Consider the following 13,856-nt stretch of genomic DNA (forward strand, 5'->3'; position numbering starts at 1 on the left):
GCCGGGGCCGCCGCCGGTGCGGTGGGAGCCGGCATCGCCGCCGGTGCTCCGGGAGAGCGGGGAGATGAGCCGCCGGCGGCCGGGCCGGGCGACGGAGGCCGGGGCGTTCTCCGGGGACACGGGGCGCGCGCCGCTCACCGGCGCCCAGCGGTTCCTGCTGGCGGGCTCGTTCCTGATCACGCTGGGCAGCTTCGCCGTGCTGCCCTACATGTCGGTGCTGCTGCACCAGCGGCTCGGCCTCGGACTCGGCGCGGTCGGCTTCGTGCTGGCCGTCGCCTCGCTGATCCAGTTCGCCGGGGGCGCGGTCGCGGGTCCGGTGACCGGGCGGATCGGGCTGCGGCGCGCGATGCTGCTGGCGCTGGGACTGCGCACGGCGGGCTTCGCCGCGTTCGCCCCCGGGCTGACCAGCCCGGTCCTGGCGATCGGCGCGTTGCTGCTGGTGTCGGCGGGCGCGGCACTGTATCTCCCGGCGAACAAGGCGTACCTGGTGAACGGTGGACCCGCGGCGCGGCGGCCCCGGCTGCTGGCGGCGAGCGGTTCGGCCTTCAACGCGGGGATGGCGCTGGGCCCTCCGGCCGCCGCGCCGCTCGTCATGGGCTCCCCCGGGGTGCTGTTCTCCTGCGTCACCGTGCTGTTCGCGCTGGTGGGGGCCGGGCACGCGCTGCTGCCGCCGGAAGCGGCGGACCGGCCCCCCGGCGGCTCCTCGGCCCCGCCCGCCGTCGGCGTGACCCGGGGTTGTGACCCCTCCCGCCCCGGGCCTTCGCCGTTCGTGGCGACCGTGCTGAGCGTGTACGCGTTCATGTTCTTCCAGCACTACCTGGCGCTGTACGCGGTCCCCCGGACGTCGGCGGGCTTCTACGGGGCCGTCCTGACCGGGTACGCCGCCCTCCTCGTCGTCGCACAGCCGCTGCTGGCCGAGCGGATCGCCGTGCTGAGCCATCCGGCCGCGCTGCGGTGGGGCTTCGGCGCGATGGCGGCGGGCATGGCGGCGATCGGAGCCGGGGGGCGCCCGGGGATCGCGGTGGGCGGAGCCCTGCTGTGTCTCGGGGAGGTCGTGCTCTTCCTCAAGAACGACCTGGCGGCGCTGGCCCGGTCGGCCGCTCCCCCGGCGAGCGTGTTCGGGCGTCAGCGACTGGCGGCGGGCATCGGCGCGTTCGCCAGTGGGGTGGTGGGCGGGCAGCTGTACGCGGCGGCGGAGTCGGCGGGCTCGGCGCGGGTGTTCTGGGCGGCGGTCTGCCTCCAGTGCCTGCTGCTGCCGGTGTTCCTGCTCCGCCGCCGTACCGCCCGGGACCCCGGAGGACCCCGGGCGGAGACCGCGTAGCGCCTCCGGTCCGGAACGTGCGCACCGCATCGGGCGTCCGGGCCGACCGGGCCGGGCGGACCGGGCGGACCGGGCGGACCGGGCGGACCGGGCGGACCGGGTCAGACGGGCCGGGTCACTGATCCGGCGAGCGGACCCCGGTGGGCGTCGGCCGGTTCCGCACGCCACTGCCCGGCGAGTTCGCGGCGGGCGCGCGCCACGCGGGAGCGCACCGTACCGACCGGGCAGCCGGCGGCGGAAGCGGCCTCCTCGTAGGAGACGCCCAGCAGTTGGGTGAGGACGAACGCCTGGCGGCGCGCCGGTTCCAGTCGGCGCAGGGCGTCCAGCACCGCGGCGGACTCCTCGAATCCGGGCAGGTGGCGGGGCTGGGCCCGTTCCGCGGCGGTCTGCCAGTCCGCGGTGTCGGCGGTCCGGGGGCGTACGGCGGCGGCGCGGTGGCGGTCGATGACGACGCGCCGCGCGATCGACATCAGCCAGGTCCGGGCGCAGGACCGCCCCGCGAAGCGGGCCAGTCCGCTCAGCGCCCGGAGGTAGGTCTCCTGCGCCAGGTCGTCGGCCCCCGGGACGTCGGAGCTGAGGTAGGCGACGAATCTCCGGACGTCCTCGTAGGTAGCCCGGACGAAGCGGTCGGCCGCCTCGCGGTCGCCGCCGCCCGCGGCCAGTGCCCAGCCGGTGATCTCCCCGTCGTTCCGCCGGGCGGCCGGGGCCCGGGGGCGGGGCGGACGGGGGGCGGCCACCCCGATGACGGGGGGCCGGGGAGCGGATGCCCGGACGACCGGCGCGGCGACCGGTGGTGCGACGCCGGCGCCGGACGGTCGTACGGCGGCCGACGGCACGGTGGATCGTGGTGCGGCGGCGGGTGGTGGTGCGGGAGCGGGAGGTTTCACGGCAGTCCTTCGTCCTTGCGGAACCGCGGCGTTGGCCGCGCGGCTCCGGTGACCGGTCCCGGGGCGCCGCTGGGGCCGGCCCGGAGAAACCGGCATGCCTGTCACGGGTGTGCGCGGAGCGCACACCCGTACCGCCTCCAGCGCGCGGGCCGGAGGGCGGATGGGGGTCAGCGGAAGCGGAGGACGAACGGTGGGCCCCGCCGGGAGATGGCGTGCAGGGCGAGCAGGTCCTGGGGGCGACGGCCGGGGCGGCGGCGGGTGCGCCGCCGGGCGGCTCGCGGCGGGGCGGGCGGCGTCGCGGACCACAGGAGCAGCGCCGTCCGCAGCGGGCCCCGGACGAACAGCACCAGGCAACGGCCCAGCCGGGCGAGGGCGACCTCGCCGCGCCACAGCCACCAGCCGCAGACCAGCCCGGCCACCGCGTGGGCGGCGGCCATGCCGAGGGTGAACACCGTGCCGTCGAAAGCGGCCGGAAGTCCCATCAGGTCCGAAGGGCCGTCGATCGGGACCGGGACCGCAGAGTGGTGCGTCGTGCCCGGGGCACGGTGCCCGCCGCCCGAGTGGCGCGCGCCGGAGCCGGACGGCAGCCGGGACCCGACGACGGCGAAGAAGGCGTGCAGCCCCGACTGGCCCAGGGCATGGGCCGCGACGGTCACCGAAGCGCTCCGCTCGCGCACGGCGAGCCACCACCCCGCCCCGCACACCGGAAGCAGAGCGGCAGCCTGGACGGGAAGAGGCAGGGGCGCGCCGGACATCAGCGCGTGGCCGAGTCCGGACACCGTGACGCACACCACCGCGAACAGCGCGGTGCGCCCGAGTCGGAGTGCGGTTCCGGACCCCATGGCAGCCATCGTGCCAGCCGTACCCGCCCCGGAGAGAAGGGCATCAGATGCCGAAACAACGGGACTTCGGCGCGTTTGCCCCACCAGCACTGTCAAGTGATCCACGTCACACCCACCCGGGGGGAACTTATCCCTCTCCGTGTCCGACTGCTCCAACAACACGCCCGCGTACGCCTCGTGGCCCGGGGCCGCCGCATCCGCCCCGCCAGCCGATCCCCCCACCCGAAGAGGCCGCATGACGAATCCGCCCCCCGCCCCCGAACCGGCAGCGGCCGCCGAGACGCCCGGACGTGCCGCACCGGCCGCGCCCGGGACCGGACATGAAGCCGCGACCACGGCCGCGGCCACCGGCGGCGCCGAGCCCGACGACAGCCGGATCCCCGGCCCCCGGCCGCCCGGAGGGCCGCAACGGCCGACGCTCCGCTCCGATCTGCGGGCCTCGTGGCCCGACGGCCTGGTGGCGCTCCTCATCACCGCCGCGATCTTCGTCCTGCTCTACCTGCGCATCCGCGCCAAGACCTCCTCCACACTCACCGTGATGCCGTTCATGGCCGACGCGGGCGGCTTCTGGATGTACTTCCTCAGCCAGGCGTTCGGCTGGTCCGCCCTGCTCTGGGCCTGGGGGACCGTCGTCCTCGGCCTGATGCTGTCCGGGTCGCGGCCGGGCCGCCTCCCGCTGTCGGGCCCCCGGCTGGAACGCCTGCACCGCACCACCAGCCTCAACACCATCGCCCTGATCGCGGCCCACGCCCTGCTGTTCGGGGCCGAACTGGTCCGGCACGACACGGCGTCCTGGAACTCCGCGCTCGCCACCGCCTTCGTGGAGTCCCTCGTCCCCGGCGGCTACGACTCGGGGACCGGGCGGATCGCCCTGCCCATCGGCCAGGCGGCCCTGTACCTCGCGATCCCGCTCGGTCTGCTCTTCTACGTACGCCACCGCATCGGTCACAGGACCTGGCGGGTGCTGCACCGCTGCGTGATCGTCGTCTACGTGCTCAGCGTCTGGCACACGCTGCTGTACGGGACCAACGTCTGGTACGACGGCTGGTTCCGCACCAGTGTCTGGCTGCTCCAGCTCCCGATCGCCGCGCTGTTGCTCCTGCGTCTGGCGCGGCCCGCCCGCCGCTCCGAGAAGCTGCCCGGCAGCCCCCCGGCGACCGCCGGGGGGCGCACCCGGTGGGCCCTGCGGCTCGGCGGCCGGCTCGCGGTGGTGGCGGTCCTGGTGGCCCTGGTCGCCGTCGTGGCCGGCGGCCACGACGGCGGGCGCGGCGCACCTCCGGAGGACACCTCCTCCACCCACAACCACGACTGAGAGACCGTCCGCGACCCCGGCGGGGGCGACCCGCCCGGCGACGTAGGCTCGGAGGCATGACCACCAACGATCTTCCCGTGATCGCCGCCGTAGACGGCTCCACCCACAGCCGGCAAGCGCTCGACTGGGCCACCCAGGAGGCCGTGCGGCGCGGACTGCCTCTGCTGATCGTCCACGTCCGCCCGCTCACCCGACAGGTCGACGAGGAGACCGGGCGGCGTGAGGCGGAGGCGCTCCTGGGCGATGCCGTACGCCGCAGCGCGCTCATCGCGCCGGAGCTGCGGCCCTCGACGCTGGCCCCGCTGGACTTCCCGTCAGCGGCCCTCGTCTCACTGAGCCGGGACGCGTCGATGGTCGTGGTCGGATCACGCGGACTCGGGGGCTTCCGCTCGCTGATGATCGGTTCGAACAGCCTCGCCACCGCGTCGATGGCGAGCTGTCCCGTCGTCGTCGTGCAGGACGACCGCCCGGAGGAGGACGACCGGTCCAGGGAGGCGGAGGCGTTCACCGACATCGTCGCCGGGGTGGCCGCCGACGAGAGCAGCGAGGCGGTCCTGGAGTTCGCCTTCGCCACCGCGGCCTCCCGGCCGGGCGCCCGGCTGCGGATCGTGCACGGCTGGACGATGTTCTCCTCGATGCTGTCGGGCGGTCCGTTCCTGGACCGGGAGGAGGCGGCGGGCTCGGCCGCCCGGACCCTGGCCGAGCTGACCTCGGGCTGGCACGCGAAGTACCCGCAGGTGGAGGTCGTCCGGGAGCCGGTGAACGGGTCCGCCGCGCGCACCCTGGTGACCGCGTCGGCGACGGCGGCCCTGACGGTGATCGGCCGCCGCAGGGGCGGGGAGTCGCTCGGACTCGGGCTGTCCCCGGTGGCGCAGACGGCCCTCACGCACGCGCTGGGGCCGGTCGCCGTCGTCCCGTGCTGAGCCGCCGCCCCGCACGTGGCTGAGCCCGCCTCCCCGGGTCCCGCCGAGCCGGGCAGTTCCGGTTTCCGCCGGGCCGCCCGCCGGGGTACCGCCGAGCGGGCCCGCGTCCCGTCGGCGCGGGCCCCTTGGCCTGACGGACGGCGTGACCGAGACTGGGCCGATGACACAGCGTGTGGCGCTCGCGACCGTAATGGACCGGATGGCCATCGATGCGGTGATCACCGAGTACGCGGTGGCCGTCGACGACGGGGCGTGGTCGGACTACGGAGCCCTGTTCGCTCCGGACGGCCGCGCGGACTACCGGAGCGCGGGCGGTGTGGAGGGCCCGGCCGACGAGATCGCCCGGTGGCTCGAAGAGACGATGCGCCTCTTCCCCGTGCGCCAGCATCTGATCGTCAACCGCCGGATCGACCTGGAGGATCTCGGGGGCTACCCGGGCGACCGGGCCGAGGTCCGGGCCGACTATCTCAATCCGATGTGTCTGGACCGGAAAGCGGCAGGCGGCGCGGAAGCGCCGGACGAGGCGGACCCCGGGCGGGCCCGTGGCCCCGCACCCGACTTCGTGACCGGCGGCCGATACGCCTTCGAGCTGCACCGCGCCGAACCGCGCTGGCTGATCCGTACGGTCACCGTCCACGAGAAGTGGCGTCGGACGCCCGACGCGTAGGCCGTCCCCCTCGCCCGGGGGCGCCCGGGCGGCGCGCCGTGCCCCGCTCGGCCGCGTCCTGTGTCCCACGCGGATCGCCTCCCCCACACTGGGTGTCCAGGGGTTTCCAGGGGCGGACGCGGTGACGGCGACTGCCCGCCCGCGCACGACCGAGGAGGGCACGGTATGCGATTTCGGGGCGGGCGCCTCCCGGTCGGCCGCAGCAGCGCCGACGCCTCCGGTGACGGCGCCTCCAGCGGCGGCGGTGACCGTGCCGCCGAGGAGCAGGACAGCTCTCCCGGCGGCGTCCGCGGTGGCGGACCGGAGTCCGGACGGCGAGACTCCGGCCCCCTTTCGTCCCCCTGGCCCCGTGGCGCGGCGGCGCTGTTCGCCGGGGCGCTGCCCGCGCTCGCCTTTCCCGCGCCCGGCCTCTGGTGGTTCGCCTACGTGGCGCTGGTCCCCTGGCTGTCCCTGATCCGTACGGCGCACTCGCCCCGCCGGGCGGCCCTGGACGGGTGGATCGGCGGGAGCGGGTTCGTCATCGCCGTGCACCACTGGCTGATGCCGAACCTCCATGTCTTCATCCTGCTGCTGGCCGCTCTGCTCGGGCTGCTCTGGGCTCCCTGGGGCCTGCTGGTCTCCCGGCTGCTCGGCGGGGCGCCGTCGGGGCGCCGGGCCGCGGCCGCTGTGGTCCTCGTCCCCTCCGGGTGGCTGGTGATCGAGTTGATCCGGTCCTGGGAGGGGCTCGGCGGGCCCTGGGGGCTGCTCGGCGCGAGCCAGTGGGAGGTGGCCCCCGCTCTGCGGGTGGCGTCGGTGGGCGGGGTGTGGCTGGTGAGCCTGCTGGTGCTCGCGGTGAACACGGGCGTGACCCTGCTGATCGCCGGCCGCTCGGCCCGGACGGCCGCCGGGGCCCTACTGGTGGTGTGCGCGCTGTCCGTCACGGCGATCTGGGCCTGGGCGCCCCGGCCGGAGGGCGTCGGCACGGTCAGGATCGCCGTCGTGCAGCCGGGCCTCGTGGAGGGGCCGGGGAGTGTCGCGCGCCGTTTCGAGCGGGGCGCGGAGCTGACGCGTTCGCTGGAGGGCCGGGGGGTGGACCTGGTCGTGTGGGGCGAGAGCAGCATCGGAGCCGAGACGTGGCAGCGACCGGAGACCCCTCGGCGGCTGGCGGAGCTGTCCCGCCGGGTCGGGGCGGACCTGCTGGTCAACGTGGACGCCCGGCGGACGGACGGCTCGGGGCGGCCGGGGATCTTCAAGTCGGCCGTGCTCGTGGGCCCCGGCGGGCCGACCGGGGACCGCTACGACAAGATGCGCCTGGTCCCGTTCGGCGAGTACGTCCCGGCCCGCTCCCTGCTGGGGTGGGCGACCTCCGTGGGCAGGGCGGCGGGCGAGGACCGGCTGCGCGGCGACCGCCAGGTGGTGATGACCCTGCCGGACGGGGCGCGCGGGCTGCGGATCGGTCCGCTGGTCTGCTTCGAGTCGGCGTTCCCCGACATGAGCCGGGGGCTGGTCCGCGACGGGGCTCAGGTGCTCGTCGCCCAGTCCGCGACCTCGACGTTCCAGGACAGCTGGGCCCCGGCCCAGCACGCGTCGCTGGGGGCGCTGCGGGCCGCCGAGAACGGCCGCCCGTCGGTCCACGCGACGCTGACCGGGATGAGTGCGGCGTACGGGCCCCGGGGGGAGCGGGTGGGCCGCCCGCTCGGCACGGACGCGAGCGCCGCGGAGGTGTTCGATCTGCCGCTGGGGCGCGGCACCACGCTGTACGGCCGGTTCGGCGACTGGCCGGTGTACGGGGCGCTGGCGGCGCTGGCCGTGCTGTGCGCCGTCGAGGGGCTTCGGGCTCTCAGGCGGCCTGCTCCAGGGCCTCCCGGACCACCCGCTCGCACAGCTCATGGGTCGCCAGAGCGTCCCGGGCACTGAGCGTCTCGCCCCGGCGCACGGCGTCGAGGAAAGCGTGCACGCAGCCCTCGATGCCGCGCTGCCGGGCCACCGGGACCCAGTCGCCGCGCCGCCGCACCCGGGGACGGCCTTCGTGGTCGACGACGTCCGCGAGGTTGAGGACCTGTCGCTTGGCGTCCTGGCCGGAGACTTCGAGGATCTCCTCGGTCGACCCGTTCAGCCGGTTCATCATGCCGATCGCGGTGAACCCGTCGCCGGACAGCTGGAGGACCACGTGGTGCATCAGGCCGTCCACGATCCGGGCCCGCACGGTGGTGTGGTCGACGGCGCCCGGAACCAGGAAGCGCAGCGTGTCGACGACGTGGATGAAGTCGTCGAGGACCATCGACCGGGGCTCCTCGGGAAGCCCGACCCGGTTCTTCTGCATGAGGATCAGCTCGCGCGGGTGGTCCGCGCACTCCGCGTAGCCCGGGGCGAAGCGGCGGTTGAAGCCGACGGCGAGGCTGACGCCGCGTTCCTCGGCGAGGTTCACCAGCCGCTCGGAGTCGGCGAGGTCATAGGCGATCGGTTTGTCGACATAGGTGGCGACGCCGGCTTCGAGGAGGCGTTCCACGATCTGGGGGTGCACGGCGGTGGGGGCGTGCACGAAGGCCGCGTCCAGCCCCTCGGCGAGGAGGGAATCGAGGGTCGTGTGGCGGGCGCCGGCCGGAATGCGATGGGCGTCACCGACCGCGTGGAGCGTGGCGGGCGTGCGGGTCTGCACGTGCGGTTCGACGCCCGGTGCGGTGGTGAGTACCGGCAGATACGCCTTCTGCGCGATGTCGCCGAGCCCGATGCAACCGATCTTCACGAGGTCTCCCTGTCGCCGTGCCGCGCCGCCGTGCGCGGCTGTCCGCGCCCCGGCAGCATACGTCGCCGCTGTCGCGCCTCCTGCCTGTCCGCACACGAACTCCCTGGCCAGGCCCATGATCGTGAGTCACTATGGCCCCCATGAATTTCACGGAACGCTCCGAACCCGCCCCCGACGCCGCCGAACGTCCCATGCTGGAGGGCTGGCTCGACTACCACCGCGAGACCATGGCGATGAAATGCGCGGGACTGACGGACGCCCAGACGCGCGAGGCGTCGGTGCCGCCCTCCGCTCTCACGTTGCTCGGTCTCCTGCGGCACATGGCCGAGGTGGAGCGCGGCTGGTTCCGCGAGGTGCTCGCGGGTGAGGAACTGTCGGACCTCTACTGCACCGAGGAGGACCCGGACGGCGAATTCCAGGTGACCGGGTCGGACACCTGGGCCGAGGCGGAGTCGACCTGGCGGGCGGAGATCGCGGCGGCCCGGAAGAACGCCGCCGCGTTCGGTCTGGACGACTTCTCCAAGGGCGTCGGCTCGTCCGGGAAGCCCTTCAGCCTGCGCTGGATCTATACGCACATGATCGAGGAGTACGCCCGGCACAACGGCCACGCCGACCTGGTGCGCGAGCGGGTGGACGGCGCCACCGGCGACTGACGGTCGCGCCCCCGCGGCGAGGGCGGGCCCGGGCGCCGTGCTGACCGGGTCACTCGTGCGGGCCATTCGCCCGCCCACCGGGCCCCCGGGAGCCGGGCCGCACCGCAGAGTTGCCCGGGTGCAGAGAAACAGAATCACCGCGACCCTCCTGGTCGGTCTGGCGGTCACCTCCGTATCCGGCTGCGTCTCGGTGGAGCCGCGGGCCGTTCCCTCCCCGCGTCCGGGTGCGACCGGGCCGGTCCAGGACGTGGCTCCGCAGATCGTGCAGCCGCCCGCCCGTGAGGCGCTGGAGGCGGTGCCGGACCCGAGCCCGTCGGCCGCCCGGCCGCCCTCGCCCGTGTCCCCGGACACCCGGTCCCCTGCGGAGACCCGGCGCGCCGGACCGGCGGGGGCCGCCCGGCCGCGGGAGCGCGCGGACCCGCCGCCCCGGACGCCGCCCCGGCCCCCGGGCGTCACCGTGCCCGCGCTGCCGCGTGTCCCCGATGGCGGGGCGGGCGTCTGCGCGCTCGGCCGTGGGTACGGTGGCTGGCCCGCGGGCAGCCCGGCGGCCCGCAGCTGCTCGGAGACGTACGGCCGCTGACGCTCCTGCCCGCGGGACCCCGCCCCCGCGGGCGCACGGGCCACGGCGCCCGCGGGCTCCTGGTCACTGCTCCCGCATGCGGAGCTCCAGCCGGTCGATGGCGGCCCGCACCCCGCCGCCGTACCCGTCGTGCGCGAGCGATTCGGCCGCGGCGCGGGCCCGCTGGAGGTGGATGCGGGCCGAGTCGGGGCGCTGGAGCTTGAGGTAGTCCGCCGCGAGGTTCAGGTGCAGCGAGGGGTAGAACGCCCGCACGGCAGGGGTGTCCCGGGGTTCCGCCGCCCGCACGCCGCCCGCCCGCTCACCGGCACTCGGTCCCCCACCGCACGCCTCCTCACCGGCGCCCGGCCCCTCGGCGGCCTCCAGGCCCTCGGCGGCCGTCAGGGCGCGCAGGTCCCAGGCGAGCTCGTCGCCGGGGTCGTCCTGGGTGTCCGCCATGTAGTGCGCGAGGGTGCAGCGGTGCAGGGGGTCGCCGTCCGCTCCGAGCTCCGACCAGAGTGCGCCGAACCGGTTGCGGGCCTCCTCCCGGTCACCCCCGTGGAGAAGCATGATCGCCTGGCCCATCCTGGTCATGACGGCGTCGTCGGACGCCTCCTGCTGCTCCACCACTGCGGTCTCCTCGTCGCCGGTCCAGCCGGTTGCCGTCCTTCCGACGCTAGCGCCGGACCTCCGCGCAACCGGTCAGACACGGGCTTCGCGGCCCGTCAGCCGAGGTCGGGGATCCTCCAGTCGATCGGCTGGTGCCCCTGGGCGGCCACGGCCTCGTTGATCTGGGTGAAGGGGCGGGAGCCGAAGAACTTCTTGGCGGACAGCGGCGAGGGGTGCGCGCCCTTCACCACGATGTGGCGTTCCTCGTCGATCAGGGGCAGCTTCTTCTGCGCGTAGTTGCCCCAGAGCACGAAGACCGCCGGATCGGGCCGTTCGGCTACGGCGCGGATCACCGCGTCGGTGATCTTCTCCCAGCCTTTGCCCTTGTGGGAGTTGGCCTCGCCGCCCCGGACCGTGAGCACGGCGTTGAGCAGGAGGACTCCCTGCTCGGCCCAGGGCATCAGATAGCCGTTGTCCGGCACGGGCAGGCCCAGCTCCTGCTGCATCTCCTTGTAGATGTTGCGCAGGGACGGCGGCGTCCTGACGCCGGGCCGCACGGAGAAGCAGAGCCCGTGCCCCTGGCCCTCGCCGTGATACGGATCCTGGCCGAGGACCAGGACCTTGACCCGGTCGTACGGGGTGGCGTCCAGGGCGGCGAAGACCTGCTCGCGCGGCGGATACACCGGGCCCCTGGCCCGCTCCTCCTCGACGAAGTCCGCCAGTTCCTTGACGTACGGCTTCTGGAGTTCTTCGCCGAGGACGGCGCGCCAGGACTCGGGGAGCAGGTCGATATCGGTCACGTTCACAACCTCCGGTGAGCAACAGGTTCTTGATCCCCGAACCTACCGGGCCCCACTGACAACAGGGCCCGGGAGCCCTTTCCGTACAGCGCCTACCAACTGGCCTTGCGGTACAGCTCCCACAGCTGCATGACGGTCTGCGGGTCCAGCGCGCGCTCGCCGCCTCCGATGTCCTCGCCCGCGGCGACGTACAGCTTGCCCTGCCACAGCGGCAGCAGGCGGACGTCGTCGACGAGGATCTCCTGGGCCCGCTCGAAGTGCTTGCTGACCGCGCCCCGGTCGCTCTCCTGCCGCGAGGCGGGGATCAGCTGCTGGGTGATCTCCTTGTTGATGTACGGGGTGCCGGTGACGCTCTCCTTGCCAACGAAGGGGGCGACGAAGTTGTCGGGGTCGGGGAAGTCCGGGAACCAGCCACGGCCGAAGACCGGGTACTCGCCCTTGTTGAAGCCGTCCTGGAAGACCTTCCAGGGCTCGCCCCGCAGCGTGATCTCGAACAGTCCGGACGCCTCCAGCTGCCGCTTGAGCTCCTCGAACTCGGGCTCGGTCGAGGAGCCGTACCGGTCGGTGGTGTACCAGAACGTCATCTTCACGGGCTCGGTGACGCCGGCCTCGGTGAGGATGTTCTTCGCCTTCTTCACGTCCGGGTCGCCGAAGACGTCGAAGAAGCTCGTGGCGTGTCCGGCGATACCCTTGGGGATCATGGAGTAGAGGGGCTCGGCGGTTCCCCGGTAGACCTTGGCGACCAGGGCGTCGCGGTCCACGACGTGCGCGATGGCCTTGCGGACGGCGGGGTTCGCGGCGGCCGGGTCCTTCGGGTTGAACACCAGGAAGCGGATGTCCGCACCGGTGCTCTCGACGATCTGCAGGCCGGCGTTGTCGTCCTTGTCGTCCTCCAGGCTGACGACCTCCTCGGCGGTCAGACCCCGGTAGGTGGCGTCGATCTCCTTCGCCTTGAGCGCCCTCACCATCTCGGCGGACTTCTCGAAGTAGCGGATCGTGACCGCGTCGTTCTTGCGGTTGGCGAAGCCCTTGTAGTCCGGGTTCTTCTTCAGCTCGGCGGTGTCCCGGTCCTTGTAGGACTCCAGGAGGTACGGGCCGGACCCGGTGACCTCGCCGTCGTCGCGGAGCTTGTCCTTGCGGTAGTCACCGGGGGCGACGAGCGACATGGCGGGGGTGGCGAGGATGAACGGGAACGTGGCGTCGGACTTGTTCAGGTGGAATACGACCGTGTCCTCGCCCTTGGTCTCGATCCGGTCCAGGGAGCCGAGCATCCCGGCGGGGCCGCCCTTGAAGTGGATGTCCACGATGCGGTCGATGGAGTACTTCACGGCGTGGGCGTCGAGCTTCTCGCCGTTGGAGAACTTCAGGTTCCTCTTGAGCGTGCACCGGTAGGCCATGCTCGTGGCATCGGTGAACTCGCAGGACTCCGCCGCGTCCGGCTCCGGGCTCGTGCTGCCGGAGGGGAAGCTCACCAGCGTCTGGTAGACGTTCCGCATCAGCTCCCACGATCCGTCCCAGGCTGCCGCGGGATCGAGTGTGGACGGGGAGCTGGTCGTCCCGACGGTTATCGCCTGGTTCGTTTCCGACCCGCTGTCGGTAAGGAGACCGCAGCCGGCCAGCAGAGAAAGGGAAGCTAGGGCTGCAGCAGCCTGCAGACTGGCCCGGTAGAACACGCGCACGCTCCTCGATCAGCCATGGGTCGGCAGACCATACCGCAGCGCCCTGCCGGGTCAACCTGCTGACCCGACAGGGCACTTGACTCAATCGGGGCCAAACCGGGCCACGCCGCTCAGCCCACGCCCGCGTTCAGGAAGATTCCTCCGTCCACCACGAGGGTCTGCCCGGTGATCCAGTCGGACTGCGCGGAGGTGAGGAAGGCCGCCGCACCCCCGATGTCCTGGGGAACGCCGAGCCGGCCCAGCGGATAGGCGGCCGCCGCCTCCGCTTCGCGTCCCTCGTAGAGGGCCTCGGCGAACCTGGTCTTGACCACGGCCGGGGCGATCGCGTTGACCCGGACGACCGGGGCGAACTCGTGCGCCAGCTGGAGGGTCAGGTTGACCATCGCCGCCTTGCTCATGCCGTACGCGCCGATGAACGGCGAGGCGGAGACCCCGGCGATGGAGGCGATGTTGACGATCGCCCCGCCGTTCTCCTTCTGCCACGCCTTCCACGTCTGCTGGGCGAAGCCCAGCGCCGAGATCACGTTGGTCTCGTAGACCTTGCGGGCGACGTTCAGGTCGAGCTCCGCGATGGGGCCGAAGACCGGATTCGTCCCGGCGTTGTTCACCAGGTGGTCGACCCGGCCGAACGCCTCCATCGTGCGCTCGACCGCCGCGGCCTGGTGCGCCTCGTCGTGCGCCTTGCCCGCGATGCCGATCACCCGGTCGGAGCCGAGCCGCTCGACGGCTTCCTTGAGGGCGTCCTCACCCCGCCCGGTGATGGCGACCCGGTCGCCGCGGGCGACGAACGCCTCGGCGATCCCGTAGCCGATGCCCCGGCTCGCGCCCGTGATGAGGGCGACCTTCCCGCTGTCCTGCACCGTCATGTCTGCGCTGCCCTTC

14 protein-coding genes are annotated in these 13,856 nt (G+C 73.7%); 7 read left to right on the plus strand and 7 right to left on the minus strand.

The genetic code is table 11. The annotated features are described in order from the left end of the window. Positions 1-64: 64 nt before the first annotated feature. The gene (locus tag ACIQMU_RS23795) at positions 65-1,321 is read left to right on the plus strand and encodes an MFS transporter (protein WP_352242212.1); all 1,257 of its coding nucleotides are present in this window, start codon (positions 65-67) and stop codon (positions 1,319-1,321) included. Between the two features lie 101 nt (positions 1,322-1,422). Here the strand turns inward: ACIQMU_RS23795 and ACIQMU_RS23800 are convergent, their stop codons facing one another. After that, entirely contained in the window at positions 1,423-2,058 is a 636-nt protein-coding gene (locus ACIQMU_RS23800; RefSeq protein ID WP_352242211.1) for a sigma-70 family RNA polymerase sigma factor, read from the minus strand. Positions 2,059-2,375: 317 nt separating this feature from the next. Then, positions 2,376-3,050: a hypothetical protein gene (locus ACIQMU_RS23805; protein WP_352242210.1), complete on the minus strand. Its 675-nt coding sequence runs from the start codon at positions 3,048-3,050 to the stop codon at positions 2,376-2,378. Between the two features lie 235 nt (positions 3,051-3,285). On the opposite strand from ACIQMU_RS23805, the gene ACIQMU_RS23810 reads away from it, so the two are divergent. From ACIQMU_RS23810 to lnt, 4 genes are all read left to right on the plus strand, one after another. Continuing rightward, on the plus strand, positions 3,286-4,362 hold the full coding sequence (locus ACIQMU_RS23810; RefSeq protein ID WP_352242209.1) for a ferric reductase-like transmembrane domain-containing protein: 1,077 nt from the start codon (positions 3,286-3,288) through the stop codon (positions 4,360-4,362). Between the two features lie 56 nt (positions 4,363-4,418). After that, positions 4,419-5,285 carry a universal stress protein gene (locus tag ACIQMU_RS23815; RefSeq protein ID WP_352242208.1) on the plus strand — a complete coding sequence of 289 codons (867 nt, stop codon included), beginning with the start codon at positions 4,419-4,421 and terminating at the stop codon, positions 5,283-5,285. 160 nt (positions 5,286-5,445) lie between these two features. Further along, complete coding sequence (locus ACIQMU_RS23820) at positions 5,446-5,952, plus strand: nuclear transport factor 2 family protein (RefSeq protein WP_352242207.1); 507 nt, start codon at positions 5,446-5,448, stop codon at positions 5,950-5,952. 165 nt (positions 5,953-6,117) lie between these two features. Next, the gene (gene lnt / locus ACIQMU_RS23825) at positions 6,118-7,848 is read left to right on the plus strand and encodes an apolipoprotein N-acyltransferase (RefSeq protein WP_402689633.1); all 1,731 of its coding nucleotides are present in this window, start codon (positions 6,118-6,120) and stop codon (positions 7,846-7,848) included. On the opposite strand, the gene ACIQMU_RS23830 is transcribed toward lnt, so the two are convergent. Continuing rightward, positions 7,772-8,677 carry a Gfo/Idh/MocA family oxidoreductase gene (locus tag ACIQMU_RS23830; protein ID WP_352242205.1) on the minus strand — a complete coding sequence of 302 codons (906 nt, stop codon included), beginning with the start codon at positions 8,675-8,677 and terminating at the stop codon, positions 7,772-7,774. The genes lnt and ACIQMU_RS23830 overlap by 77 nt on opposite strands. A 140-nt stretch (positions 8,678-8,817) precedes the next feature. Between ACIQMU_RS23830 and ACIQMU_RS23835 the strand changes: the two genes are divergently transcribed. Beyond that, the gene (locus ACIQMU_RS23835) at positions 8,818-9,330 is read left to right on the plus strand and encodes a DinB family protein (protein WP_352242204.1); all 513 of its coding nucleotides are present in this window, start codon (positions 8,818-8,820) and stop codon (positions 9,328-9,330) included. A 118-nt stretch (positions 9,331-9,448) separates the two neighbouring features. After that, a complete protein-coding gene (locus ACIQMU_RS23840; protein WP_352242203.1) occupies positions 9,449-9,910 on the plus strand; it encodes a hypothetical protein in 462 nt (153 codons plus the stop codon). A 63-nt stretch (positions 9,911-9,973) separates the two neighbouring features. Here the strand turns inward: ACIQMU_RS23840 and ACIQMU_RS23845 are convergent, their stop codons facing one another. The 4 genes from ACIQMU_RS23845 to ACIQMU_RS23860 all read right to left on the minus strand — a co-directional run bounded on the left by ACIQMU_RS23845 (position 9,974) and on the right by ACIQMU_RS23860 (position 13,840). Next, entirely contained in the window at positions 9,974-10,516 is a 543-nt protein-coding gene (locus tag ACIQMU_RS23845) for a hypothetical protein (protein WP_352242202.1), read from the minus strand. 95 nt (positions 10,517-10,611) lie between these two features. Then, entirely contained in the window at positions 10,612-11,295 is a 684-nt protein-coding gene (locus tag ACIQMU_RS23850) for a uracil-DNA glycosylase (protein WP_352242201.1), read from the minus strand. Between the two features lie 92 nt (positions 11,296-11,387). Beyond that, a complete protein-coding gene (locus ACIQMU_RS23855; RefSeq protein ID WP_352242200.1) occupies positions 11,388-12,968 on the minus strand; it encodes an ABC transporter substrate-binding protein in 1,581 nt (526 codons plus the stop codon). A 116-nt stretch (positions 12,969-13,084) separates the two neighbouring features. After that, positions 13,085-13,840, minus strand: coding sequence for an SDR family oxidoreductase (locus ACIQMU_RS23860; protein ID WP_402689634.1), 756 nt, complete (start codon positions 13,838-13,840; stop codon positions 13,085-13,087). Positions 13,841-13,856 lie beyond the last annotated feature (16 nt).

Origin of the sequence: Streptomyces sp. NPDC091649 (assembly GCF_044756785.1) — a bacterium.
Taxonomy (GTDB): domain Bacteria; phylum Actinomycetota; class Actinomycetes; order Streptomycetales; family Streptomycetaceae; genus Streptomyces.